Annotated in this window: 17 protein-coding genes and 2 pseudogenes; 7 read left to right on the forward strand and 12 right to left on the reverse strand. The window is 45.1% G+C overall.

Annotation, left to right across the window (positions count from 1 at the left end; translation table 11 throughout):
• Nucleotides 1–15: 15 nt before the first annotated feature.
• Complete coding sequence (locus QUB26_RS13680; RefSeq protein ID WP_333318425.1) at nucleotides 16–183, reverse strand: hypothetical protein; 168 nt, start codon at nucleotides 181–183, stop codon at nucleotides 16–18.
• Nucleotides 184–486: 303 nt separating this feature from the next.
• Here QUB26_RS13680 and QUB26_RS13685 point away from each other — a divergent pair, with 303 nt between their 5' ends.
• Nucleotides 487–2,526, forward strand: coding sequence for an ATP-binding protein (locus tag QUB26_RS13685; protein WP_333318427.1), 2,040 nt, complete (start codon nucleotides 487–489; stop codon nucleotides 2,524–2,526).
• 180 nt (nucleotides 2,527–2,706) lie between these two features.
• Here QUB26_RS13685 and QUB26_RS13690 read toward each other — a convergent pair whose 3' ends face one another.
• From QUB26_RS13690 to QUB26_RS31990, 3 genes and pseudogenes are all read right to left on the reverse strand, one after another.
• Nucleotides 2,707–4,035 (reverse strand): carbamoylphosphate synthase large subunit, encoded by a 1,329-nt coding sequence (locus tag QUB26_RS13690; protein ID WP_333318429.1) that lies wholly within the window; start codon nucleotides 4,033–4,035, stop codon nucleotides 2,707–2,709.
• Nucleotides 4,036–4,364: 329 nt separating this feature from the next.
• Nucleotides 4,365–5,258, reverse strand: a complete 894-nt coding sequence (locus tag QUB26_RS13695) for an isoaspartyl peptidase/L-asparaginase family protein (protein ID WP_333238095.1) — start codon at nucleotides 5,256–5,258, stop codon at nucleotides 4,365–4,367.
• A 387-nt stretch (nucleotides 5,259–5,645) separates the two neighbouring features.
• Nucleotides 5,646–6,915, reverse strand: a pseudogene (locus QUB26_RS31990) (IS4 family transposase).
• Between the two features lie 126 nt (nucleotides 6,916–7,041).
• Here QUB26_RS31990 and QUB26_RS13710 point away from each other — a divergent pair.
• Entirely contained in the window at nucleotides 7,042–7,926 is an 885-nt protein-coding gene (locus QUB26_RS13710; protein ID WP_333238097.1) for an aspartoacylase, read from the forward strand.
• An 11-nt stretch (nucleotides 7,927–7,937) separates the two neighbouring features.
• On the opposite strand, the gene QUB26_RS13715 is transcribed toward QUB26_RS13710, so the two are convergent.
• The gene (locus tag QUB26_RS13715) at nucleotides 7,938–8,639 is read right to left on the reverse strand and encodes a phosphatase PAP2 family protein (protein WP_333238100.1); all 702 of its coding nucleotides are present in this window, start codon (nucleotides 8,637–8,639) and stop codon (nucleotides 7,938–7,940) included.
• Nucleotides 8,640–8,799: 160 nt separating this feature from the next.
• On the opposite strand from QUB26_RS13715, the gene QUB26_RS13720 reads away from it, so the two are divergent.
• Nucleotides 8,800–9,879 carry a M23 family metallopeptidase gene (locus QUB26_RS13720; RefSeq protein ID WP_333238102.1) on the forward strand — a complete coding sequence of 360 codons (1,080 nt, stop codon included), beginning with the start codon at nucleotides 8,800–8,802 and terminating at the stop codon, nucleotides 9,877–9,879.
• Nucleotides 9,880–9,949: 70 nt separating this feature from the next.
• Here QUB26_RS13720 and QUB26_RS13725 read toward each other — a convergent pair whose 3' ends face one another.
• Both QUB26_RS13725 and QUB26_RS13730 read right to left on the reverse strand, forming a co-directional pair.
• On the reverse strand, nucleotides 9,950–10,513 hold the full coding sequence (locus QUB26_RS13725; protein WP_333238105.1) for a Uma2 family endonuclease: 564 nt from the start codon (nucleotides 10,511–10,513) through the stop codon (nucleotides 9,950–9,952).
• Between the two features lie 41 nt (nucleotides 10,514–10,554).
• Nucleotides 10,555–10,794, reverse strand: a complete 240-nt coding sequence (locus tag QUB26_RS13730) for a hypothetical protein (protein WP_333057703.1) — start codon at nucleotides 10,792–10,794, stop codon at nucleotides 10,555–10,557.
• Nucleotides 10,795–10,975: 181 nt separating this feature from the next.
• On the opposite strand from QUB26_RS13730, the gene QUB26_RS13735 reads away from it, so the two are divergent.
• Nucleotides 10,976–13,138 carry a flavin-dependent dehydrogenase gene (locus QUB26_RS13735; protein ID WP_333238107.1) on the forward strand — a complete coding sequence of 721 codons (2,163 nt, stop codon included), beginning with the start codon at nucleotides 10,976–10,978 and terminating at the stop codon, nucleotides 13,136–13,138.
• Nucleotides 13,139–13,304: 166 nt separating this feature from the next.
• Here the strand turns inward: QUB26_RS13735 and QUB26_RS13740 are convergent, their stop codons facing one another.
• From QUB26_RS13740 to QUB26_RS13750, 3 genes are all read right to left on the reverse strand, one after another.
• Nucleotides 13,305–14,636: a hypothetical protein gene (locus tag QUB26_RS13740; RefSeq protein WP_333238109.1), complete on the reverse strand. Its 1,332-nt coding sequence runs from the start codon at nucleotides 14,634–14,636 to the stop codon at nucleotides 13,305–13,307.
• 645 nt (nucleotides 14,637–15,281) lie between these two features.
• Complete coding sequence (locus tag QUB26_RS13745; RefSeq protein ID WP_333238111.1) at nucleotides 15,282–15,944, reverse strand: (2Fe-2S) ferredoxin domain-containing protein; 663 nt, start codon at nucleotides 15,942–15,944, stop codon at nucleotides 15,282–15,284.
• A gap of 73 nt (nucleotides 15,945–16,017) precedes the next feature.
• Nucleotides 16,018–16,263, reverse strand: a complete 246-nt coding sequence (locus tag QUB26_RS13750; RefSeq protein WP_333238114.1) for an Asr1405/Asl0597 family protein — start codon at nucleotides 16,261–16,263, stop codon at nucleotides 16,018–16,020.
• A gap of 355 nt (nucleotides 16,264–16,618) precedes the next feature.
• Here QUB26_RS13750 and QUB26_RS13755 point away from each other — a divergent pair, with 355 nt between their 5' ends.
• A complete protein-coding gene (locus QUB26_RS13755; protein WP_006632871.1) occupies nucleotides 16,619–17,161 on the forward strand; it encodes a Dps family protein in 543 nt (180 codons plus the stop codon).
• Between the two features lie 145 nt (nucleotides 17,162–17,306).
• Here the strand turns inward: QUB26_RS13755 and chlP are convergent, their stop codons facing one another.
• Nucleotides 17,307–18,527, reverse strand: a complete 1,221-nt coding sequence (gene chlP, locus QUB26_RS13760; protein ID WP_333057710.1) for a geranylgeranyl reductase — start codon at nucleotides 18,525–18,527, stop codon at nucleotides 17,307–17,309.
• A gap of 551 nt (nucleotides 18,528–19,078) precedes the next feature.
• Between chlP and QUB26_RS13765 the strand changes: the two genes are divergently transcribed.
• A complete protein-coding gene (locus tag QUB26_RS13765; RefSeq protein WP_333057711.1) occupies nucleotides 19,079–19,471 on the forward strand; it encodes a hypothetical protein in 393 nt (130 codons plus the stop codon).
• A gap of 79 nt (nucleotides 19,472–19,550) precedes the next feature.
• Here QUB26_RS13765 and QUB26_RS13770 read toward each other — a convergent pair.
• Nucleotides 19,551–20,249, reverse strand: a pseudogene (locus QUB26_RS13770) (IS1 family transposase); the annotation flags it as partial.
• A 203-nt stretch (nucleotides 20,250–20,452) separates the two neighbouring features.
• On the opposite strand from QUB26_RS13770, the gene QUB26_RS13775 reads away from it, so the two are divergent.
• A complete protein-coding gene (locus QUB26_RS13775) occupies nucleotides 20,453–25,849 on the forward strand; it encodes an AAA family ATPase (RefSeq protein ID WP_333318431.1) in 5,397 nt (1,798 codons plus the stop codon).
• Nucleotides 25,850–26,059: the final 210 nt, after the last annotated feature.

The following is a 26,059-nucleotide window of genomic DNA, read 5'->3' on the forward strand; positions in this document are numbered from 1 at the left end:
ACTATTGCATTTACATCAACCAAGATAGCTATTAATACCAAATCCGGGTATCGTATCTCCTTGATGTTTAGTAAAAGTAGGGTGCGTCGCCACTAACAATTCTTTCTCCCCAGAAAGCGATCGAGCGACGCACCCTACCATAGGATAAAGGGGATGAGCAACCCGGAGTTTGTATAAGATCATTTGTTAGTAGAATGTAAAAATTAACGACCTATCAAATATATGCTTTTTGTCAATTTACCGACCAACGAACAAATAAAAAACTTCCAGTAAGCGATCGCTTTTAACCGCAGATTAACGGGGCTACAAAAAGGGCGATTCACGATCAGGATAGCTCCGCTTCAGGCTCCTTTAATGAATTGATATTATGATAGACAAATAACCAATGGCTAAGCATTATCATCTATGCCTCCAACTGCGAAGTGCCTAAAAATTCCTCTGCGCGGTGTTCTTGTTGTTCCATTTGTTCTACAAATCTTTACAGGAGTGAGCTTAACAGGTTGGCTTTCCTTACGCAATGGACAAAAAGCGGTTAACGATGTGGCGGCTCAACTTCGTCAGGAGCTGATAGCACGCATTGAAGGAGAACTCGAGCAATATATCAACAAACCTCATGATATCAATCGTGTGAATTCAGTCGCTTTTGCACAGGGCCACATGGACATGATGAATGGCCGCAACGCTAAGCAATTTTTAACCCAAGTGCAAATTTCCCCTTTTGTTTTTTCATCCTATTGTGGCGATGCCCAAGGATATTATCTGGGTGCGACTCGTCGAGAGTCAAAAATCGCGATGACTGCGAGTAATAAAGAAACAAACTATCATTTTTATTTTTATGAAATGGATAATTGGGGCGATCGGCAAAAATTCCTAGAAAAGGTAAACTCTTCTTACGATCCTCGCCAACGCCCCTGGTATCTTTCTGCTGTGAAAGCAGGGAGACCTACTTGGAGCAAGATTTTTGTGAATATTGTCAACAATGGTAAGCCTGCAATTACTGCCAGCGAACCTGTCTATAACTCAGAAGGTAAACTTGTGGGTGTCTGTGCCACTCTTGTTGTCCTCTCAGAAAATTTAAGGGAATTTCTGGGAAGTTTGTCTATTGGTAAAACAGGTAAGGCTTTTGTGATGGAGCGATCGGGTTCAATGATTTCTAGTTCCACAAAAGAGCCACTAATCAAAGGACAAGGTAAAGCTCAGAAGATGATTGACGCCGTGGAAAGTAGCGAACCATTTGTGCGGGAGACAGCTAAATATTTGCAGAAATATTTTGGTAACTTTGACCAAATTCATAAATCAGAACAGTTAGAATTTACCCTCAACAGTGAACTGCAGTTTGTTCAGTTGCTACCGCTGAATGATGGTAGAGGCATGGATTGGCTAATTGTAGTCGTCGTGCCTGAATCTGATTTTATGGAGCAAATAAATTATAATAGAAATACGACGATTATCCTTTGTCTGTTATCACTGGTAATCGCAACAGGATTAGCAATTATCACTTCACAATGGATAGCTAAACCTATTCGGCGATTGAGTCAAGCCAGTCAGGCGATCGCCAGTGGAAATTTCGAGCAAAATGTTCCCGACACTCTCGTAGAGGAATTGGTAAGTTTATCAGTATCTTTTAATCAAATGAGTCACGAATTAAAGAACTCTTACCACACCCTTGAACAAAAAGTAGAAGAACGCACTCAAGAACTACGGGAGACTCAAGCCCAACTCATCCAAAGTGAGAAAATGTCATCTCTGGGGCAACTGGTAGCCGGGATTGCCCATGAAGTGAATAATCCCGCGAATTTTATTCACGGTAATTTATCTCATCTTAGCCAATATACCCAAGATTTACTAGAGCTAGTACAGCTTTATCAAAAGTATTATCCCCAGCCGGTATCGGAGATTCAAGCCAAGTCGGAAGATATTGAGATCGAATTTTTGAGCGAAGACTTATCAAAACTGCTCAAGTCTATGAAAGTAGGTTCTGAACGTATCCGCGATATTGTTAAATCTCTACGGAACTTTTCTCGATTGGACGAAGCAGATTTCAAAGCTGTCGATATCCATGAAGGCATTGAAAGCACCCTGATGATTCTGCAAAATCGTCTCAAGCCCAGACACACACATCCAGAGATTGAAGTGATCAAAGAGTACGGTAATCTGCCACCGATCGAATGTTATGCAGGACAGCTTAACCAGGTATTTATGAATATTCTGACAAATGCTCTGGATGCTTTAGATGAGCATCGGGTGGAGAAAAAGACAATTCGGATTAGTACGAGTCTGTATAACTCAGAATTGGTCAGAATTTGTATTGCTGATAATGGGTGTGGCATCACAGAGGAAGTCAAAAAACGGCTATTCGACCCATTCTTTACAACCAAACCGGTAGGAAAAGGTACGGGAATGGGGATGTCTATAAGTTATCAAATTGTGATCCAAAAGCATAAAGGGAAACTGTGGTGTACATCAGAACCCGGAGAAAGAACAGAGTTTTGGATCGAAATTCCTCTGAATCAAAGTGTTATTTAGTTGAGGATATTCGCGAACTGTGGCCTTATTTTGCCGAGCCCCATGAATCGGGTCACTTCAAAGCTGTGGAACCTTCAATTTTGATTTGTGATGGCCCGTTTCCCGATATCACCGAACCATGCGATCGAGATGAGGGGGAAAACCGCATAACCGCTGCAATCGGTAGAGTAGATATTAACCCTATTGCTGCAATCCCTTACAGTGCAAATTCTCCTCGATGTGCTGCATTTCCTTCATATCCTCACCCGCAACTATCCCGTAAATTTCCGTGTAGATTTTCCCGTATTTAACCTTCTCTAAAGCTGACAGGATTATCAAGTCCTTGCGATCGAGTTCTGGTTTCAGCGTGACAAGAATCGACTCCAAAGTCCCATCCATTCGGCAGTCACTGGAATATTTAGCCACCTCCTTTCCCCGCCCCAGTAAGGTATGGCGCTGTAAGCAAAGCGGAGTCGAGCCATTAACTCGGAAATTGGCATCAATAGCATACAACCGTCCCTCCGAGTCTTCCAGCACGTCGAAGCCAATAACGCCGAAATAACCCTGTTGATGAGCATATTTACCAATAGCGGCAATCATCTCAAAAAACCTACTCATGTCGGTTTCGCGGTAGTGAATCAGTCCCCCTAAATAGTTGCCCTCTGGAGTGACAAGTTGGCCGGTAGTGCCGATAAGCGTGATATTTCCCGTTTTGCTTACATAGAACTGTACGCAATAGTTCTGCACTTCATTCTTGACGAATTCCGAGACAATAATCGTATCCACCAACTTAATATCGAGATATTTCCTCACTTCCTGCAAGCAGTAGTTCATATCGCTGGCGCTTTTGATAATATAAGTGCCTTCTCCAGAAAGTCCGTGAGATGTTTTAATCAAGTAGGGGAATTGCTCTGGTAACTGAATGCTTTCGAGATTGACTTCGTGCAGATTGTAGGTTTCGTATTTCGGACATTGCACGCCTAATTCTGCTAGCGTTGCTTTGCTGAGTAAGTGGTAGTGGATGTCGGGATGAACGGCGTGTTTTTCGGGTTTGAGATTGTCGAAGGGAAATAGAGTCAGGAGTTTCTCAAAGCGATCGCTCATGCTGATATCTTCGAGATAAGTTGAGCAGTCTATCATCTCCATACTGCTGTTACTGAAGCCCAAATGCTCCCGCCAATAGTCAATCAGCGAGTTCGGCGGCGAATTAATCACAATCCCTGGAATGGCATCGCCTAACACAGCCAGATTTTTCCAAGGTTCCTTCTGACCAATCTTGTCGAAAGAAGTTTTGGTGGCTTCACTGCTGCCGTCTTGAATAAAGTATTTTTTCCTGTTGGGATAAGCAGCCCAACTGGCGGTGGCAGGGTAATTTAGGATGAACGCATAACGTGCATCTGTGATGTCTGGAGCAAACAAATCGGAAAGAGAGTTGCCTTGAAAGTAAGGAAAGTCGTATGTTGAGTTCATAGAAACATCCAAGTCGAGTTTGAATTGAACTGTTTTCCCGGCCACTAAGTAGCTCGACATAATTAAAAGTAGGGTGGGCATTGCCCGCCCTACAAATTGACAAAGTGTTTATTGATCAATACTTCGGACTGTTTTTGATTACCAACCGTAGAATAAGGGTTTCAAGCCTCGAAGGCAATGGAACTACCAACTGACATCATGTCCGGTCGAGCGACCGCGATTTTTGTAGGGGTGGGTTCACCAACAATACCTGCCCATAATTGACAATCTCAAAAACCCACCCCGACCGGGATATTAATTGATGTCAAGCTACTTAATAACTAGGAAACAAGATATTAGTTGCGGAATTTTAACTCTCTCCAACTAGAGAGAATGCAACCTCAATAACTTCAACGATGGACGAGTTGTTTTTTCTTAGTGAACGCAGCCACCTTGTCCATTCCTTCGGTCATATAAGCACAAGCCATGTCCGTTGAGTTATGCGCCCAGCCAACCTGCCCTTGAGGGTCTATGAGGATGCACCCAGCTTCTCCTGCCACCTTAGATGCCAGAGTCTCAATTGCCATCTGCGCTGCTTCGTCTGGGTGCTTGCCGGACGCTAGAATGTCGATCGCCCTCTTAGCTAGAACTACTGGCATAATGGACTCGCCATCGCCTGTGGTCGAGCAACCGCCCTGTTCATTTTCAGCAAACAAGCCTGAGCCAATAATGGCGCTGTCGCCGACGCGACCGGCGGGCTTATTCATAGTGCCGCCTGTTGAGGTACCGGCAACTAAGGTGCCACTACTATCCAAAGCTACACAACCAACGGTATTGGGGCGGTCAAGAACTTCTTTTTCCTCCTCCCACTCTTCCTGTTGCTCATCCGCGATTAAGTCTTCTTTTGTACACATCTCGGCTCCACTTTCTGCAGCAAAATGTTCTGCATGATCCGCTACTAAGAACATGGGTTTTTTATCCATAATCTTTCGCGCCACTGAGATGGGATGGCGCACGCCTTGAACATTTGCGATCGCTCCCCAAGCTAAGGAACGGCCTTCCATGATCGCTGCGTCTAGCTCTACTTCTCCCTGGTTGTTGAGAACCGATCCAAAGCCTGCGTTAAATGTCTGGTCAGCTTCCAGAACCCGGATAGCTGCCTCAACAGCTTCTGCTGCGGTACCCCCACTTGCGAGCACTGCCCAACCAGCTTCTGCTGCTGCGGTACAGCCTGCATTGTTGGCTGCAACCTTGTCTTCTGAGATGGTTTTCGCTCCACCGTGAACAATAATGCTTATTACCATAAATTGCCTTTTTTAACCTTAAGCAATACTTAAAACTTACTTAGATCACTGAATTTTTTAAATCAATTATTAAGCAACTTTTAAGTATTTTTTTTACCATCATACTTGTACAGGTTAGCAGTGTTGAATTTTGGCTTCTTCTATCTTCAGATGTAATTATTTTGGCCGCTCTTTGTGTTCCTCCCGACCTAGCTATTTAATAATTTTTAATAAAAACTGGGCCAAGTTATGTCAATAGTATGAGCAAATTTGGCTTCGATTTAGTTAACAACTTTTAAATATTTAGGGAGTCAAGATGGGGTAAAACTTAAGGCGATGCGCTACACATTAATAGGCAAAATGGGTAAACCTGAAGAATGAGACTTTGCTGAGAGGGTGACAAGAGAGCTATACCGATTGCTGTAAAAGGGATAGAGCATTTAGTCCTTGGCGAAAATTCTGAGCTTTATGGGGCTTTAGGGCTATCAGTGCTAACATCTGATCTCGCCATAAAACTAGGGAGTGACTCCAAGCATAACCAGATAATCCGAACCCAAAAATACTGTAATGGGGAAAATTATTAGGGGTTTTTTCCGAGCGATCGAGGTAAGCTACGAAGTGGTTATATTGGAACTCCTTCCCGGCGATAGTCGCTAGCCACCAAGCAGAATTAATCTACAAAAATCAAGCTAAAAATCGGGTGAAATTCACGAAACTGTATTCCGAATAATAGCCGCTATTTTTACGATTTTATAAACCTTATTTTGATATTATTCGCGCTTAATAAAATTTCTAAGCCAGCTTAAAAATTGAAACTTGATTCAGTCAAATTTAAGTTTTTTAACCATGTTTTGATTAGGTGTTTCCAATAAGCTCCTACTTTTAATTTATAAATAAATGCAAATATGTGAATGGTTACATTTTTGAATAAATGAGATTATTTAGATTTAAATTCTTGTTTTGTCAAAGGCTGGCTAGGCTGGTCAGAAGTCGCGACAGCAACACTCTTTTCTTGATTCAAAGCTAGGTCTTAACCCTTAGTCATTCGATTTTAGATTTTAGATTTTGGATTGATTCCACGGATCAATCACGTGGCGGGTACCACCTTTGAAATTCTTGGTCATGAGACAGTTTGCGAGCTTCCCGCTACGAAACTTTAGGTCTCCGATTACCACGATAGGATAAGGATTTTAACGTGTCAAAATCGGGGTCATTACCAGTTGTGTTCAGGGAAATAACTCCTCCATAATTTCGACATTCACTGCCAATATATTGGCCAAGCATGACTCCCAAAAATTATCGTGACTATCAGCAGATTCCGGTCTCGCCCTTGAGTTCGGTTGAGAGCAAATTCTACATATTTTTTAGTTTTGAAGGTTAATTTTGAACAGTTTCTTCGTTGCGCTATATTAAATCTTTGCTCTCTAAATTCAGACTTTCAAGCCGCTTTGGTTATAGGAAACCACAGCAACTGGGTCGAAAGCTGGGGGAGATTAAGAAATAGCTGGAGATTTCGGACGCGACTATTGTATTGAATCGGTTGTAGAAAAATATTAGCCAATCTTGATCGTCTGAGTTGTCGATGGCTTTGAAGCATCTGAACTAAGAGTTCTAAGGTGAGTGGTTGACTCTCGCTCAAGTGGATGCGTAATAACTTTTGGTATAATGTCTTTAGCATTTTTTGTGGGGTCGTTCCAAAAGTCACCCGCTTTTTTATGACTTCTCCATTATCTCAAACAATTGCCCCCTCTGGGTTTTCCCTCGGTTCTCACCTCTCAGGCTTGGGATAGGAAATTATTTGTTTATGAATCAAATTAAACGTGTTGCCATAGTGGGAGGAACCCACGGAAACGAACTCACAGGAATTTACCTCGTGAAGAAATTCGATCGCGCGCCAGAGTTAATTGGGCGATCGACTTTTGAAACTATCACCCTGCTAGCCAATCCCAAAGCTTGCGAAATCGGGACACGCTACATCGATATAGACCTCAACCGCTGCTTTAGAAAGCAAGATTTAGAAAATCCCCATCTCTCCAGCTATGAAGCCCAGCGGGCGAAAGAAATCTACGGCATTTTTAGCTCAAAAAACACTCATCTGCCCAACTTAATTATCGATTTGCACAGCACCACATCCAACATGGGGCTAACATTTATTCTCGCCAGCCATCATCCATTTAACCTGCAACTAGCAGCTTATTTAACCTCTGTGTATCCCCGCATCAAGGTACTCACTTCTACAACCAAGAATCATGATAGTCCTGTGCTGCGCTCGCTTTCGGAATTAGGCGGGACGCTGGAAGTTGGTGCAGTGCCACAAAGCGTATTAGATGCGTCTTTATTTCAGGAAACTGAGCAAGTTGTCGGTACGATATTAGACTGCGTAGAAGCCTACAATCAAGGCACAGTGCCTGCGGTCAAGAATCCCCTGACTATTTATCACACCATTGGGGCGATCGACTATCCCAGAAACGAGAACAGAGAAATTCAGGCAATGATTCATCCTCACCTGCAATCCAGAGATTATCAAGCCCTAAATCCCGGCGAACCGATGTTTTTGACCTTTGATGGTAAGTCGGTCTTGTATGAAGGTAAATCAACCGTATATCCCATTTTCATTAACGAGGCTGCTTACTATGAAAAAGGAATTGCCATGTGTTTTACCCAGAAGCAAATAGTCAGTTTTGAGTAGAAAATTTCAAATTATTTTTGAAATTTTTCCTGTGACAAAAACTCCTCTTTAGAAGCCCTAGTAAAAGAACGCAATTCCTTCCATATTTCCAAAGTGATAATACAGGTAATTAGCCACACCAAACCAGCAGTATAACCAGCAATAACATCGGTAGGCCAATGAACACCTAGGTAAAGCCGACTCAAACCAATAGCAGCAATTAATACAACTGTCAAGCTGTAAATCAACCAGCGCTGCTTGGGAAATCGTACACCCAAGAAATATCCTAGCAAACCGTAAATAACCATTGAAATCATTGCGTGTCCGCTAGGGAAACTGTAAAATGTTACATTAACAACGCGCTCCCAAAGTTGAGGTCGATCGCGGGCAAAAAGTTTTTTTAACAGTAAATTTAAACCGATCGCTCCACCACCCGCGATCGCAATAGTTGCAGATTCAGATCGGTGATTGCGCGCTAGCAAAATAATACCCAACGTCAGACAAATCACTAGCAGCAAATTCGGCTCCCCCAAAAAGGTAAATCCCAGCATTATTTGATCGCGCAAGGGAGTGTGCAATTGCCTCAGAGCGAGTAAAATAGAGGTATCGAAAGCGTAACTTTCTTTTTCCAACACCTCTTCGGCAATGGTGGCAAATCCCCACATCGCCAAAGCCGCAACAGCAAGCCCGGTAAGCCGAATTATCGAAATGAGCGATCGAATTTTAGAACCCATTCTGGAACTAATTAAAATTTTAAAATTTCCAACTTAAAATAATACAACAAAGATAGGAAACGAAAACGCCTTACCCATCGTCTAGATGCTTGAGCAACTCTATTCTGAATGATTAATTGATTTTTCACTACCCACCTCAACTTGTACATCCCATCGGCGAATGACTATACTCTCCACAAAATACATTTCTGCAATTTTGTTGACCTTGGGGTTGACAAGTCTTTCTAGTTGTGCTAGGAACAGCGGAGTCACTGCGCCGATCGCCGAAGCCCACACGATCGCCCAGCGTCTCGTCTCTACCGCAGTCGCCCAAAAGCCCAACAACCCGCAATTCGGTCAGCCGATCGACTGTACCCTCGGCAAAGACTGTTTTGTATTGCTGTATTTCGATCGAGAACCCGGCCCCACCGCCGTCGATTTTGGCTGCGGGCGCCAAACCTACGACGGCCACGACGGCACAGACTTTGCCATTCCAGATGCCAAAGCAATGGCAAAAGGAGTTCCAGTTATTGCCTCCGCAGCAGGCAAAGTTTTGCGAGCACGAGATGGTGTGGTCGATCGGCGTTTACAAAACGAGACAGAAAAAGCCAATCTCGCAGGCACAGAATGCGGCAACGGCATGGTAATTGACCACGGCGGTGGTTGGGAAGCCCAATACTGCCACCTCCGCCAAGGCAGCGTTGCCGTCAAACCGGGTACGCAGGTAGAAAAAGGCACTGTTTTGGGCATGGTGGGAAACTCTGGGATGGCATCTTTCCCCCACGTACACGTAACTTATCGCTATCAAGGCAAAGCCGTAGATCCCTTTGTCGGGCCCGACGCGAAGGTAGGCTGCAACATCGCCCGCAATCCCATTTGGGACAAGCCTCTAGACTATATTTCCACAGGTTTAATTCGGGCTGGTTTTGCCAATAAGCCACCCGATATTAACGCTGTCTGGGAAGGACAATTTTCAGAGACTCAACTCCCTGTAAACAGTCCAGCTTTGTTGTTTTGGGTGCAAAGTTACGGAGTGCTCAAGGGCGATCGCGAACAATACAAATTATTTGCACCCAACGGCACAACCATCGCCGATCAAACCAATGAAATTAAAGCCCCCAGCCGCACTTGGTTGGGTTATGTGGGCAAAAGAAACAGTACAAATTCTCCTCTGACTCCCGGAGTTTGGCGGGCCGAATACCGATTGACGCGGGGCGATCGAGTTTTGGCAGAAGTCAAGCGAGAAGTAGAGTTGCGTTAGTCCGTTGACTGTTGACTGTTGTCACTAGGGAAAAGTAAAAAATATTAAAAATAGGACATTCTTCCGAAGATTATTTCAGCAGCCAGCCAAATAATTCTCCGACACTCAACCGCAGTTCGCTAGCGAAGGACGGCACAGGTAGCAGCATTTCGGGTTCATCAAATACTGCTGTCTGTTGCTGGGGAACATAAACAAAAACGCATTGTTCGTCGGGATCGATCAGCCAGCCCATTTGAGTTTGATGATTTAAGCAGTGCAGAATATTTTTAGTAACTTTAGTTTGACTTTGTTCGGGCGACAAAATCTCAATTGTCCAATCAGGAGCTATGGGAAAGACATTAGCAATTTCGCCGTTATCATCGGCGGGAATTCTGTTCCAGACAAATACTGAAACATCAGGCACTGTTGACCTTCCGCCAAAGGTACACCGGAGTTCTGGAAATGCTCGTGCAACTTTTTTGGGTTTTAATATAGCGTTAATGAAAATAATTAGTTCACATTGAGTCGCACTGTGTTTCCCCTGTGGCATTGGCTTCTGAATAATTTGATTATCAATGTATTCGCTGGCAGGTTTGGTTTCGGGTAGTTGGAGAAACTCTTCTAAAGTTAAGGATTTTAATCTTGTTTGTACCATTTTAAGTTCACCTCTAATGAAGTAGATCTTTTAGCAGCAGTCTAGTAATCAGGCAAATTGTTCCAAGCTTGAGCCACAATGTCGCTCAGCCATAGCCTCTGAGCAAAATCGAGCAGATTGTCGTCGGCTAGTACCTCAGCCTTCAATTCATCCAAAGACTGAGATCGCGATCGAGCTATTTGAATCACACCCGCGATCGCCGACGCCACCAATTCTTCATTCAGCGGCTGCTGCCGCAAAGCAATCATTTCTTGAGGATTCGTAGGAATGGGATAATTCATAAGAGTGCATACCGAAGGGAGTAGATGTTCAGCCGCTGTGGGGCTTCCGGCGAATCAGCTAAAAATCTGAGAACACTGTAAACTTATTTAAAACTAAATAAGTATTCGGGAGTATAGCCTACTTTGCTCCCTTGTCAACTCCCCCATCTTTATTAATTTATTCAGAATTGAGAGCCCAATCATGCAAGAAATTCTTTATCTAGAAGTTCCGACACCGGATACAGCAGCAGTCTGCACTTGGTTGCAGCACGAATTCGATCCCGGAATCGGAGAAAAAATTATTACTGCTGACGGCTTTCGCTTGCTTTCACCAGCCACAACAGCCGAGGTTCAGAAGTCTGGAACTCAAAATGGCAATCCAAAACCCGCCTTGGCTGACACCAATTCAGGAAACCAAAATTGGCGATCGACAGAACTTTCCACCTTTGTCTGGTCACTGCAACGCACCACTTATTTAAAAGTCTTTCGTCTAGAAGAGGCGCCTGCGGGAGAAAAAAAGTTCCTGGAAGCTCTGAATCTTGCTGTAAGAAACAAGTTTCCCGATCGCTACCGGGAACCCCCTGTCATAGACCTCTCCAAGCAGTCAATTTTTGAGGCTCTTGCCCCCTATTACCCCTTGACCGTCAAATACTTCCAAAAAATGCCTAATGGCGAATATGACCTCAAGCGCGTCTACTGGTGGGAACAGCGTTGGCGCGAAGGCACTCGCAATCCTCAAACGCCAAAACAAGTAGTGTTTTTGAAGGAAGAGGGAAGAGGGAAGAGGGAAGAAGGAAGAGGGAAGAAGGAAGAGGGAACAGGGAAGAAGGAAGAAGACACGACTTTGGTATCTGATTCTGGCGATACTTTTTACGACTTAATTTATATTGGCGGGGCCTTGGGAGTGATTCACGCCGCAGTCATGGCGAGATTGGGCTACCGGGTGCTGCTAGTTGAACGAATGCCTTTCGGACGGATGAATCGCGAGTGGAATATTTCGCGGGATGAAATTCAAAGCTTAATTGATTTGGGTTTATTCACTGCTGCAGAAATCGAAACTTTGATTGCCAGAGAATACAAAGATGGCTACAACAAGTTTTTTGATGCTAACAATCCGCCCGTGGCTAAAGCGCCAGTTCTGCACACACCAAAGGTACTCAATGTAGCTTTGGACGGAGAGAAATTGCTGAATTTAGCGGGACTTAAGCTAACAGAAGCTGGTGGAGAAATTTGGGATGAAACTGAGTTTCTTAGAGCAGATGTTGCAGCAGAAAAAGTAGTAGTTCAGGGCCACCACTTGCCGACAAAAGCCGATCGCACTGCATTAGGACGGCTGCTGGTGGATGCAATGGGGTCGGCTTCTCCCATCGCTTGGCAATTGAACGAAGGGCGGACTTTTGACAGCGTTTGTCCGACAGTGGGAGCAGTCATCGACGGAGGAATTGAGCCGGGAGTATGGGATTCTGAGTACGGGGATGTACTCCACACTCACGGGGACATTTCCCGCGGACGCCAGCTCATTTGGGAGTTGTTTCCCGGCGCCGGCACAGAACTGACAGTTTATCTATTTCACTACCACCAAGTACATCCAGAGAACCCCGGTTCTTTGCTGGAAATGTACGAAGATTTTTTCGCAATTTTGCCGGAATACCGCCGCTGCGATGTCGATAAATTGGTTTGGAAAAAACCGACCTTTGGTTATATTCCGGGGCATTTTAGCAGCAACAGCAGCGATCGCTCCGTGGCGATCGATCGCCTAGTCTCGATCGGCGACGCAGCATCCTTGCAATCTCCCCTCGTTTTCACAGGCTTCGGTTCTCTTGTCCGCAATCTTTTCCGCTTAACAGACCTTTTGGATACAGCATTAAAGCACAATTTGTTGACGGCAAATCACTTAAACCAAATTCGCGCCTACCAGAGCAATATTTCAGTAACTTGGCTATTTTCTAAAGGCATGATGGTTCCTACCGGCAGCAGTTTGCCACCCCAAAGAATTAATTCAATGCTCAATACCTTTTTCGGTATTTTGGCAGCACAAAAACTCGCGGTAGCCGAAACTTTTATTAAAGACAGAACCGACTGGCTAACTTTCAATCGACTGGCGATCGAAGCAGCCGGACAAAATCCTTCTCTCCTGTTGTGGATTTTAGATTTTGTCACCTTGGGGGATATTTGGCGCTGGCTGGGAAGTTACTTGAATTTTACTCTGCTGGCTTTGGCCAGTTTGCTATTCGGATGGCTTCCCAGCTTCGCCCGCAGGGTACAACCTTGGTTGGAACCCCGGTATCCGGCTGTTTGGCTGTGGCTGTTGGCTACCAGCTATGCTCTCACCTACGGCATGGGAAAGGGGAGAAAAGAGTGTTGAGTTTTGAGTGTTGACTCAAAACTAGCAACTCTCATATCCAATCCGTTAGCATCGGAATAGTAAATTCGAGTTCACTGTTGACTGTTCACTGTTGACTGTTTACTGTCAACCGTCAACCGTCAACCGTCAACATCATTCCGGTGTTACGGGAAATGATATCAGTTCGCTATCGAAAACTCGGCAATTCAATTTCAGCTAACGATCGACGTTTTTTAGAAGCCCGCAGCGGACTGGCAATCAAGCTCAGCCAGTCTGGTTGGGCAACTGCTGTAGGTTTTGCCACACTCGATCGCACTTCTTGAATGCCAAAGGTTTCAACAGAGTTCAAAATTTGAAAAGCCCTAGCCAATTCTTGAGCCTCCTCTTTGGTAGCAGTTTCCGGTTCAGACTCAGCCATCGGCAGTTCAGGTTCCGCAACCAGTTCGGCCAACTCAGGTGCCGGCTCATCAGGTTGGTAGGTTTCGCTCTTGTGCAATTGAATGCCGGATACTTCGGCTAATTTGTTGAGTTCTAGAGGGGCTGGGGATTCAGGCTCGATCGCCTCCGCAGCAGCAGCTACCTCTGGAAGCTCTTCTGATTCCGACCAAGGTTGGACAGGGGAAGCGTTGAAGGCTGGCGGCACCGGCATCTGAGAGCTTTTGACCGCCGCGAGCAAAGATTCTAATTGTGCGCTGGCGGTGTCGAGATTATTGTCAGGCGGCTCCATCCTTGGCGACTTTACCTGCGGCCTGTCCAAACTTCTTTCCAAGGCAGCTTTGAATTGCAGAGTGTGGCGCTGCTGGCGCTGCAAGCGGGCTCGCAATTCCCTGCAAATATTTTCTGTGGCTACTAACTGGTGTAACTGTTCGTTGTAGCGCTGCACAGTAGACGCACATTCTCGCTCAACAGTCGCTAGCCTGACTTGGCTGGTTGCCAACTGACTTCTTAAACTTTCGACTAAAATTTCTTGACTCTGGAGGGTTTGATGGGAAACTTCCACTTTGCCAAACAGCCGCGTCAATTGTTCTTGAGTATTTTCGAGTTCTGCAGTCCGCTGTTCTAGCAAAGTTTCGCGATTCTGCAAGGTTTTTTGGGACTCTTCGAGAGCTGTTTCTAGCTGGGCGATGCGCTGCAAAAGGTCGCGGTTGCATTCGTGCAGCGCTTGCATGAGGGTGACTGGGGTTGATCCTTTGCCCTTGGCCTGTTCGGCATTCCCAAGCAGATTTTTTAGATTCTCTGACATCGGGGGCGAGCCCGCCTCAGTAGGCTGTGTCGGAGATTGCGAATTTTTTGTTTCAGGTTTTGTGGGAATTGCATCTACGCTGATGGCGTTGGGAAAATCTACTGTTTGCCAGTCTTCTTCTGGCTGTTGGGGAACCGTTGCGGGAGTGTCTGTCGCATGGGGGGCGATCGGCTCAAAACCCCCAGTAGCAGCAAAATCTGAATGAAATGGTTCGGTATCGGATGGAACAGCAGGGTGCGGTTGGTGCTGATGGGCTCGAAGATCAGCTTCTGACATGGCTTTTTATCCCAATACTCACAGGGTCTCAGATACAGTCTATCCTTAGAGATTCTACAGAAGGAAGCCCCTAATTGACACTCTTCGGGCTAAAGCCACGGAGATTCTTAAGACTTAAGTCTTAAATGCGCTGTCAAATCGCATCTACACGCTCGAAACAACTACTGGCACCAGAAGTATTGCTGTTGCGCTTACTTTTGTTTTTAGATTGCTTTCTGATTCCATCAATAATCCAGTTAGGTACGCTCAACGACTCACTATTACGTGTTTGGACAGGCTCGGCATTGCCGAGTAGCGATCCAACCCAGGAGTTTCACCTTATGAAATCGTTTCAACACGTAGATGGTTGTTCTTACTTGCCTGTCTAAATTCTAAACTTTAGCTTAGAATTTATTAGATCTTTTAACAAAGTTTTATAATTAAAGCCGTCCTAGAAAGACGGGGCTTCAAACCAAATTTTTTGGTGATAGTTTTGGCATTTTTCCGGTTTTTTGCGACCATAACCTCTGAATCGAGTGGCGCGATCGAACTACAACTCGAACTCAAATTAAAACGTAAGATGCGCCTGTAAGTTTTTCGCCCAGAGTCCTATTAAAATAATCTTTCCCGATCTCTAACGCACTCTTGCGGCATCCCGGCGATAGCCTAAGCTTTAACAACTGCACAATGTTTGTCAATGATTGCTGGAACTTCTGCCGGTGCAATGCGGCTGTAGCGAGTTTTGTCCGGCATCACAACTATATTTGGGCCGGCTTTGCACTGTTTGAGACATCCGGTTCCCTGTACTGTCACTTTGTCTTCTAAACCGCGCGCATTCAAAGCATTTTCTAAAGCTTTACAGACTCCTCCAGCGCCCCGCTTCTGGCAGTCTGATTTTTGACATACTAATATTTTGGTTTGGGTTTTTGCCGGAGATTTTACAGTTTGAGCTGCTGCAGTTGAGGTGACTTGGGTTTTGCCGATCGCGCGATCGTCCGATGTCAATACCCCAATAGGCCCATTAGTGGAGTCAAGGTGTTCGTGCGATCGATCATTTTGACCTTGAGCCAGCTTGAGGCTACGAGCTTTAAGTTTTATTTTACCGTTTTTCAAATTGAGCTCTTTCTCACCTACAACTTGAACTCTCAACCCCGGTGTCAAAATAGGCGACAGAAATGACCGCAATTCCTTGCAAAGTTTAACAAGATATTCTACTCCGCGATCGCTACTAATTCGCAAATATTTAAGTTTGCAGCCATCTTCAACCATCAGGGCGAGGATTTCTCCCTCTAAACTGAATTCGGAAACTTGCTTGCCAGACTTATACATTGTTATAACTCCTTTAAATCCGTTACATCCGTTACATCTTCTACATTGCTCGTTGCCGAACTTCCTTCTACCTTTAGCCCCTTTGCCAGCAGTATTCCAGCCACTGCACCAGTTCGTACCGAGGGGCACTGACTTGCCTCAACACGCTCATTAACTGAGCCGCTTGTTTAGCAGTGTTGACTTTTGCCCGCAAAGGTTGGTCAACCGCACACCAGCAGGGAATTTCTAGCTCTTGCAAGCGTTTGTAAACTTGCCACCTATCTAGCCAACTCACTTGCACAATGTCACAAACTTCTAATTCTGGATCTGCTGGATTCATTTTTTAACAACAGTAATAATTTGCATTAATTTTTACCCTGACTGGTAGCGGGTAGAAGTTAAAAGCCAGATTTCAGCAGAACATCAAAGATGATCAAAAGCCCTTCCTGAAAAATTCTGCCTTTTGCCTTCTGCCTTCTGCCTTCAGAAGGTTCGCCCCCTTTTCAGGAAGCGTTCAGAACGAGGATCTTGTTCAAGCATAACCCAACTGCTAATAATTCTCAATAGGTTTACAAAAAAAAATTCCTACTCTATAAAATCTTCTACTATTGAGGCAGACTCTGCTTGACTGGTAAATTTACGGTGCTAGACTGACTCTATTGGCAACAAAACTGCCTATTGAGAGGAGAACACACATGGCTGAGACTCAGAGTGCATTAAGACCGTTTGGCCACATAGCCGAAAACCCAGTTCTACTGGAACATTCAGTCACAGCACCGATTTGTGAAGGAATGAACGCGCTGCTGGCCAGTTTTCAGGCTCTATACCTGCAATATCAAAAACATCATTTTGTGGTGGAAGGGGCAGAATTCTACTCCTTGCACAAATTCTTTGAAGAAAGCTACGGAGAAGCTCAAGATAGCGTCCACGAGTTGGGCGAACGGTTAAACGGGTTGGGCGGCATACCAGCAGCTAGCTTTAGCAAGCTAGCTGAGTTGTGCTGTTTTGAGCCGGAAGCCGACGGCGTATATTCCTGCCGCCAAATGCTAGAACACGATTTAATTGCGGAGCAAGCTATCCTCGGTTTGCTGCGCCGTCAAGCAGGACAAGCAGAAAGTTTGGGCGATCGAGCTACCCGCTACCTCTACGAAAAAATCCTGCTAAAAACCGAGGAACGGGCTTATCACATTTCCCACTTCCTCGCCCCCGATACCTTAGTGCAGTTGAACTTGAACTAACAATTCTTCTTCGTCTTCCTTAGCACACGTGGCACAGGCGTCTCGCCTGTGAATTTTGACAGTTCATTATCTTAGATCGAAAAAAAAGCGAGCAGTTTTGTGACTGCCCGCTTTTTTTATACAAAGTGAGTTTATCCGCAGGGAATTAAGGCGCTAAAGCATTCCCACGCAACAAGCTACCAATGGTTTTCGCAGTAATCTTCATCTGCACGAAAGGATTAGCCGGTACTACTGTCTTATATAAGTAGCTATCGAATGTGAGTTTCTGCACATCGCGATCGGCACACATTTCCACAAAAGCTTCGCGGGTAGCGTCGGAACGGTAGAACACGCGCTGCAAAATGTCAAGCACTTTGTAAGTAATGCCGTAGGCTTTATCCCACCGCTTCAGGTAAATCTTAATTTCCTCTTCAGTCGGAATGCGCGCGCCTTTATTGGAAATCTCCACAATAGTTTCGGCGCACATCCGGCCAGACTTGGCGGCAAAATAGATACCTTCGCCAGAAGACTTGGTAACGTAACCTGCAGCATCGCCTACGAGAGCAACTCGGCCGACAACCCGGCGGGGACGCGGATGTTCCGGGATGGGGTGAGCTTCCACTTTAATAATCTCACCGCCCATCAGTTTTTTGGCAGCGCGGGCGCGGATGCCTGCTTGCAGCTTTTTGATACTGGCTTGATTGACTTTCATCGTGCCGGTGCCGACGGCTACGTGGTCGTATTTGGGGAACACCCAAGCGTAGAAGTCGGTAGATACGTCATCGCCGACGTACATTTCGGCTAAGTCGTGGTAGTAAGCCATTTTATCTTCCGGCAGGCGGATGCGTTCTTGGAAGGCGATCGCATAATTGTAGTCGCCAGCGTCGATCGCCTTTGCTACGCGGGAGTTGGCGCCGTCAGCCCCAATTACCAAATCCACTTTCAGAGTTTTCTGAATTCCCATTGCGCTGCCGTCGGAGTGGTCGGCATAGTGGAGAGTGTAGGGGTCTGTATTGTTGCCGGGAATTTCTAATTTGTGAACGGTGCCGTTAATTAGTTTTGCACCCAACGAAGCTGCCCGATCGCGCATGAAGCCATCGAGCACTTCCCGGCGGCACATACCGATGTATTCGTGGGCGTTTTCAATATTGATGTCCACCTCGACGTTGGAGGGGGAGATCATTTTCATTTTTCTGACTTGGCGGTCAATAATACTTTGCGGCAAGTCAAATTCGCTGACCATGCACAGGGGAATCGCCCCACCGCAGGGTTTGGCGTTGTCTAATTTACGCTCGAATAGGTATGTTTCGATGCCTGCTTTTACCAGTGTTTCGGCGGCGGAAGAACCCGCAGGGCCTGAACCTACTACTGCAACCCTTAGTGTCAAAGCTTTTCTCTCCAGTTTTTTTCTATAGGCATTACTCAGGTGTGATGGTATCACGGACTTGGGATGCGGTGGCGTGAAGCAGGGGAGATTTCAATGAAATGAAACAGAGCTTAACAGTTCGATACGAAAATCGGGTTTCGGGCAGTAGGTGCGATCGAATATCTTAAATCTTTCAGTGTAGATGAACGTGGATGGACGGTGATGTGCGATCGAACATTTTGCACCCTCCGTCAAACCACTGTAGGGGCGGGTTCGCCAACCATCAGTGCCTAAAACTAATAATCTCGTAAACCCGCCCCGACCTCGCCGATCACGGTTAATCAACCGGACTTGATATGATGTTTGATCGGGATACTCGGTGAGAACTGAGATGTTGCACCAATGTCAATTGGGGGTTGTTAGTGGGGTGGGGCGGGTTTATTTTAATTGTTGGTGAGAGTTAGAGATGGTTGGTGAACCCGCCCCTACTTTACCCGAATGGTGCAACATTTTACTTAGAAGCAGTCCAATAAGTTACATTAAAGTTACTTGCACCTATATCTAAAATTCTTATGCTCGGTAATTTTCAACAAAGCAACCTGCGGATTGAGCTTGAAGCTTCCGAAACAGCGATTAGAGACAGCTTGTTGCGTCCGAGTCAATTGCAGCAGTGGCTGTGGCCACAGCAGTTGTCTAGCGGTTTGCCGGAAGAATTTGCTCAAGGTTTGACCTTTACAAGTTGGCTAGGCCCCGTGGCAGTTCAGCATCACGTTGATATTGTTGAGCACAATTGTCTGCGGCTGTTATTGAGTCAGGGAATTGACGGATTTCACGAGTGGTATTGGGGCGATGGTTGGGTGCAGTCTCGGTTGGAAGGAGTTTCGCTGCTGCCTCTGAATTTGGGGCAAACTGCTAGTTTACTTCGGCTGCGGGAGTTTGTAGCCGGGAAGGGTAAGCGGAAGTAGATCAATGACTCTCCAAAATCATGAGAACAAAGTCTGGTAGTCCTGCATACCAACGAAAAATCCTAAACATTTTTAGGGGTAAAGAAACTTTGTAATCATGGATAAAATACCAGAAGATACTCACATGATTGGATATCTTTATAGATAGATGAAAACAAAGTCTTTCTTACCAAACGAGATCCTTTGCTGAAGGGTGTTATTGAATCTTTCCATATCAGAAGTTTTGCCAGTATCTTCCCCCAGAGATTTGTGTCGCTGGGGAATTTTTTTTTGAGCCTGCCCAAAAATCTGTATAATAGACGGCACATTGTCTGTCCACTACTGGGAGGGAATCCCAAAAACCTTTAGCACCCATTTCAACTCGACTTTCTATATACACCCCTAGAATTTCTTTGCTTAAGGCATCAATTGGCCCGCTCTTTCCAGTGCTTGTTCCCCTTATTGCCTAAAAACGACTACATTTCATCACATTGGATCGTTAGCTTGCCTGGTTTTTTTGACTTTACTTGAACTTTCCGGGGGACTCATGCTAATTGTTGAAAAACACATAGTATTGGAACCAGCGGGGGGACACCCTCGTGAATTTGACAATCGCCACTCAAGATATTTTTTCTAATAAAAGCCGATCGCTCAATTTTTTTGTTTCTTCTGAAATCCTTTGATGTCTAAGGTTTTAAACAAACTACCTGTGACAATAGATACATTTAAAGTTTTGCTTAGCGCTGGGGGTGGGACAATTTTTAACGATGTTTGGATAACAGAAACGGTGACAATTCATGCAGTTGAGAATTAACAAGGCTTAGGTACGTCGCATGATAACTCATTACTCTTACTCTGTCAGACCACCGGAAAGCCACTGCGCTGCCGAAAAATTAAGATTGTGTTATAAAAACATAATTTGTTCCTTTCTAAAGCGCTATTCTCGACACAACGAACCCGGTGTGTTTTGACTTCGCGTTAATTATTACAAGAAAAATAAATATGCTCTCCATTCCAGGCATTGCCGTCCAGAAGCTGCTTTACGAAAGTGCCAATTCTCTAGTTTACCGGGCGATTCGGGAAGCCGATCGCCAACCGCTCATCCTCAAACTGCTCAAAGAAAGCTACCCGACACCTCAAGAATTGCTACGCTACCGCACCGAATACCGCATCACCCGAGAGCTGAAAGAGGCGGGAGTCGTGCAAGTTTATGACTTGCAAAAATACCAAAACAGCCTGGTGATTTTTGTGGAGGACTTTGGCGGGGAATCCTTGAAAATATGGATGCTGCAGCGAAAGTTTAGCCTCAAGGAATTTCTGCAAATTGCGATCGCTGCCACTGAAACTTTAAGGAAAATTCATAGCGCCAATATTATCCACAAAGATATTAACCCTTCTAATATAGTATTCAATCCCGCGACCGGACAGCTCAAAATAATCGACTTTGGTATTTCCACTCAGCTAACGCGAGAAATGCCAACCCTGAAAAATCCCAACATTTTAGAAGGAACCCTCGCTTACATCTCGCCGGAACAAACTGGTAGGATGAATCGCTCTATCGATTACCGCACTGACTTTTACTCCCTCGGCGTCACCTTTTACGAAATACTGACAGGAAAACTGCCTTTTGAAACAGAAGACGCTTTAGAGCTAGTTCACTGCCACATTGCCAGACAGCCAGTTCCACCGCACGAAATCGAGCCAGAAATTCCCCTAATTGTCTCGCAAATTGTCAGCAAGCTGATGGCAAAAAATGCGGAAAATCGGTATCAAACTGCATTGGGTCTTAAGCAGGACTTAGAAATGTGTCTCGTTCAATTACAAGAAACCGATAGCATAGAAGAATTTGACTTGGCAACACTGGATCTTACAGACCATTTCCTGATTCCCGAAAAGTTATACGGCAGAGAAACTGAAGTTGATAATTTATTAAAAGCCTTTGAAAGAGTTCGTAATGCTAGTGCCGAAATGATGCTAGTAGCTGGCTTTTCTGGGATTGGTAAAACCGCAGTAGTGAACGAAGTTCACAAGCCGATCGCCCGACAGCGTGGCTATTTTATCAAAGGCAAATACGACCAATTTCAACGCAATATTCCCTTTAGTGCATTTGTGCAAGCATTTCGCGAATTGATGGGACAATTATTATCAGAAAGTGACGCTCAGTTACACAGATGGAAAACCATGATTCTCACCGCAGTAGGCGAGAGTGGGCAAGTCTTGATTGACGTAATTCCTGAATTAGAACACATCATTGGCCCTCAAAGTCCTGCACTAGAATTGTCGGGGAGTGCCGCCCAAAATCGCTTCAATCTGCTGATGCAGAAATTTGTGCAAGTATTTACCCAAGCAGAACATCCCTTAGTGATGTTTTTGGACGATTTGCAGTGGGCAGATTCCGCATCTTTGAAGTTATTACAACTATTGATGGAAGATACGGGGCATCTGTTAGTATTGGGTGCTTATCGGGATAATGAGGTATCACCGGCTCATCCGTTTATGTTGACTGTGGATGAGATTGTGAAGTCTGGGGCAGTGGTGAATACGATTACCCTGCAACCGTTGAGTTTAGCAGATCTAAATCAGTTGGTAGCAGATACGCTGATTTGCGATTTATCTTTAGCCGGGCCCCTGACAGAATTGGTTTATCAAAAAACCCAAGGCAATCCCTTTTTCTCGACTCAATTCCTCAAGGCCTTGTATGAAGATGGTCAAATTATTTTTAACCCCCCTCAATCCCCCACCCCCCTTTCATCCCCCCTTACCAAGGGGGGACAGAGGGGGGTACAAGGGGGGTGGCAGTGCGATATTAATCAAGTTAAATTTGCCGACGCCTCGGATGTGGTGGAGTTTATGGCGGCGCAATTGCAAAAGTTGCCTGCCGAAACTCAGGATGTTCTCAAACTGGCGGCTTGCATTGGGGCGCAGTTTGATTTAGAGACATTGGCAATAGTCAGCGAAGAATTACCAGAAGAAACGGAATCAGCGCTGTGGAAAGCCTTGCAAGAAGGACTCATTTTAGTGCTTTCAGAAGGCTATAACTTCATTCAAGCAGATGCTCAATCCCCAAATCAGTCTGTTGCTAATCCCACTTATAAGTTTCTGCACGATCGCGTCCAGCAAGCGGCTTATTCATTGATTCCTGACGACCAAAAACAAGCCACTCATCTAAAAATTGGACAGTTACTACTACAAAGTTCTTCCGAGATAGAAACAGAAGAAAAAATATTTGATATTGTGGGGCATTTAAATCAAGGAATTGAGTTAATCGCTCAGTTAAGTGAACGCTCAGCCTTAGCCCAACTAAACTTAGAAGCTGGACGTAAGGCTAGAAATTCTACCGCCTACGCTGCGGCAAATATCTATCTACAAACGGGAATTGAGTTACTGACACCTCAATGCTGGCAAACTCAATATGAATTGGCGCTAAATCTTTATGTTGCTGCTGCTGAAATTGCCTATTTGAATGGTGACTTTGATGGTATGGAACAGATGGCAGCGCTGGTTTTGCAAGAAGCTCAAACAATTTTAGATCGAGTTAAAATTTACGAAATTAAAATTGCCGCTCAGACAGCTCAGAGCAAGGTGTTAGAAACGATCGCAGTAGCAAGAGAGGCACTCTTACAATTGGGGATTGAACTCCCTGCCGAACCTGATGAAGCCAAGATTGGCAAAGCGCTACAAGCCCTTGCGGCTCTCCTCGGCGGCAGAAAGATTGAGGAATTGGTTGATCTACCTGTGATGACAAATCCACAGACTCAGGCAGCTATGCAACTGTCTGGTATGTTGTTTCCACCCATTTTCCAGGGAATGCCCGGTTTGCTGCCCCTGCTGAGCTCAACGATGGTGAGTTTATCGCTCTCCTTTGGAAATGCGCCCGCATCGACGGTGGGTTATGCGATGCACGGGATGGTGTTGTGTGCCTTTTTACAAGAGGTGGAAACGGGTTATGGCTTTGGGCAATTGGCACTTTCATTGCTCGATAGGTTGAATGTACCCGAATTCAAGTCCACAGTTCTACTTTTGTTTGGTGGCTGGATTCAGCATCGCCAAGAATCTCTTTTGGCAACGATACCGACGCTGAAAGAGGGCTATAGGTTTGGTATGGAAACCGGCGACTTTGTAGACGCTGGATACAACATATATATTTGCTTTTATACTCATTTATTCGCTGGTGTAGAACTAGACACTTGGGAACCAGAAATAGCAAGTTATAGGGCTGTCATGGCGCAGTTGAAACAATATTCTGCGCGGATTTATTTGGATATGATTCAGCAGACGGTGCATAACTTGAGGGAAACCCATACTCGACCGGATTTGTTAATAGGCTCTGCCTACGATGAAACGGTGATGATTCCCAAGCACTATCAGGATAATGAATTTACGGCGATCGCCTGTGCCTGCATCTTCAAACTGCTGCTTGCTTACTGCTATGGCAATTATACGGCTGCCCTAGACCACATTTCCCAAGTCAAACAGTATTTGATGGGAGTATCTGGATCGGCTTTTGTTCCCATTTTTCATTTTTATGCTGCCCTGACGCACCTGGCACTTTTTCCCACACAGCCAGCAATTGAGCAAACTGAAATTCTTGGCTTAGTGGAAACCCATCAAAGCACGCTGCAACAGTGGGCGCAAAATGCTCCGATGAATTATCTGCATAAATGGTATTTAGTGGAAGCAGAACGCTATCGAGTTTTGGGCAATAAAGCCGAGGCGATTGAAATGTACGATCGCGCAATTTCGGGAGCCAAAGAAAACAAATATGTTAATGACGAAGCCCTGGCCAACGAACTAGCAGCCAAATTCTACTCGGAATGGGGCAAAACAAAAGTTGCTCAAGCCTACATATTTGAGGCGTATTATTGTTATGTTGAATGGGGAGCCACTGCTAAGGTAACGGATTTAGAAACGCGATATCCTCACTTATTCGCGGTAACTCAACCGGGAAGGAAAAACACTCAAACTACCGTAGCAATGACAACGACTGGTTCGGGAAATCACCTAGATATTGCCGCAGTCATGAAGGCTTCTCAGGCGATTTCTGGAGAAATTATGCTAGATAAGCTACTGTCTAGCTTGATGAAAATTTTGATGGAAAATGCAGGGGCGCAACGAGGCTATCTAATTTTGTTAAGCCAGGGACAACTGTTCATTGAAGCTGAAGGAACCATCAATGACGAACTCGTCACCGTGTTGCAGTCAATCCCCGTTGAAACCTGTCAAGAACTTTCCTCCGCAATTGTCAATTATGTGAGTCGCACTCAAGAAAGCGTGGTACTAGATGATGCTGCGCGATCGGGACAATTTACCAACGACGCCCACATCCGAAAGCATCAGCCCAAATCAATTTTATGTGTACCGCTGATTAACCAATCTCAAGTCATTAGTATTGTTTACTTAGAAAATAATCTGACAGCGGGAGCTTTTACCCCTGAAAGAGTGGAACTATTAAAAGTGTTATCTGGACAAGCGGCTATCTCAATTCAAAATTCTAAGCTTTATACAGAAGTACGCGAAAATGAAAGCAGGCTGGCTCAACTCAACAAAGCTTACGAGCGATTTATTCCCCATCAATTCCTCCAGTTTCTAGAGAAATCAAGCATCATTGATGTGGAATTGGGCGACCAAGTGCAGTTAGAAATGTCGGTGTTGTTTTCCGACATTCGCGACTTCACCACGCTTTCGGAAACTATGACGCCGGAGGATAATTTCAAATTTATAAATTCTTATCTTTCTCGCATGGAACCAGTCATTAATGAAAATCACGGGTTTATCGACAAATATATTGGCGATGCGATTATGGCGCTATTTAGCGGCGAGGCGGATAATGCGGTGAAAGCGGGAATTGCTATGCTGCACCGTCTCGCTGAATACACTCAAAACCGCGCTAATTCGGGCTATGCGCCGATTCAAATTGGGATTGGGATTAATACGGGTTCTTTGATGCTGGGAACTGTGGGAGGACCAAATCGCATGGACGGGACGGTCATCAGCGATGCGGTGAATTTAGCTTCTCGTGTGGAAAGTTTGACAAAAAATTATGGGGTGTCGCTGTTAATTACGCAGCCCACTTATGGGCGCCTGAAAAATCCTTCCCAGTACGCAATCCGCACTCTCGATACGGTAAAAGTCAAGGGAAAATCTGAAGCTGTGACGATTTATGAGGTGTTTGATGCAGATTCACCAGAAATTAAACAGGCGAAGTTAGCTACGCTGGAATTGTTTGCAGAAGCTAGGGCACTTTACTCGGAAGGGAAGTTATTTGAAGCGGCCCGGCTGTTTTCCGAGTGTTGGCGTCAGAATCCGGGCGATCGCGTTGCTAAAATTTACTGGGAACGCTGTGAGTCTGCATTGTTGACTCGCACAAAAATCAAAGACAGGCTACACAATTTACATTAAGTGGTTGCTATTCCTGAAAATCACAGCAAAAGTGCGATCGACTGTTGAGACACTCTACAAATTAGGCGATCGCGATCGGGGCTACCCCAAAGTATTTGCAGGCTGTTACCGGAAAAACTAAACATTTGTTACAAAAACAAAAATTTTTCGTTTCTAACGCGCTATTGTATACAGAAAGCTGGTGCGTTTTGAGTTAGCTTTAATTTTTAG

The sequence above is a fragment of the Microcoleus sp. B4-C1 genome (assembly GCF_036705285.1).
Taxonomy (GTDB): domain Bacteria; phylum Cyanobacteriota; class Cyanobacteriia; order Cyanobacteriales; family Microcoleaceae; genus Microcoleus.

Coding starts and splice junctions, on each gene's coding strand:
- QUB26_RS13750 (WP_333238114.1), bottom strand. CDS start 16,263: ATGAATCCAGCAGATCCAGAATTAGAAGTTTGTGACATTGTGCAAGTG.
- QUB26_RS13680 (WP_333318425.1), bottom strand. CDS start 183: ATGATCTTATACAAACTCCGGGTTGCTCATCCCCTTTATCCTATGGTA.
- QUB26_RS13730 (WP_333057703.1), bottom strand. CDS start 10,794: ATGAATTATCCCATTCCTACGAATCCTCAAGAAATGATTGCTTTGCGG.
- QUB26_RS13755 (WP_006632871.1), top strand. CDS start 16,619: ATGGCTGAGACTCAGAGTGCATTAAGACCGTTTGGCCACATAGCCGAA.
- QUB26_RS13690 (WP_333318429.1), bottom strand. CDS start 4,035: ATGTCGAGCTACTTAGTGGCCGGGAAAACAGTTCAATTCAAACTCGAC.
- QUB26_RS13725 (WP_333238105.1), bottom strand. CDS start 10,513: ATGGTACAAACAAGATTAAAATCCTTAACTTTAGAAGAGTTTCTCCAA.
- QUB26_RS13720 (WP_333238102.1), top strand. CDS start 8,800: ATGACTATACTCTCCACAAAATACATTTCTGCAATTTTGTTGACCTTG.
- QUB26_RS13695 (WP_333238095.1), bottom strand. CDS start 5,258: ATGGTAATAAGCATTATTGTTCACGGTGGAGCGAAAACCATCTCAGAA.
- QUB26_RS13745 (WP_333238111.1), bottom strand. CDS start 15,944: ATGTATAAGTCTGGCAAGCAAGTTTCCGAATTCAGTTTAGAGGGAGAA.
- QUB26_RS13715 (WP_333238100.1), bottom strand. CDS start 8,639: ATGGGTTCTAAAATTCGATCGCTCATTTCGATAATTCGGCTTACCGGG.
- QUB26_RS13740 (WP_333238109.1), bottom strand. CDS start 14,636: ATGTCAGAAGCTGATCTTCGAGCCCATCAGCACCAACCGCACCCTGCT.
- QUB26_RS13775 (WP_333318431.1), top strand. CDS start 20,453: ATGCTCTCCATTCCAGGCATTGCCGTCCAGAAGCTGCTTTACGAAAGT.
- QUB26_RS13735 (WP_333238107.1), top strand. CDS start 10,976: ATGCAAGAAATTCTTTATCTAGAAGTTCCGACACCGGATACAGCAGCA.
- QUB26_RS13765 (WP_333057711.1), top strand. CDS start 19,079: ATGCTCGGTAATTTTCAACAAAGCAACCTGCGGATTGAGCTTGAAGCT.
- QUB26_RS13710 (WP_333238097.1), top strand. CDS start 7,042: ATGAATCAAATTAAACGTGTTGCCATAGTGGGAGGAACCCACGGAAAC.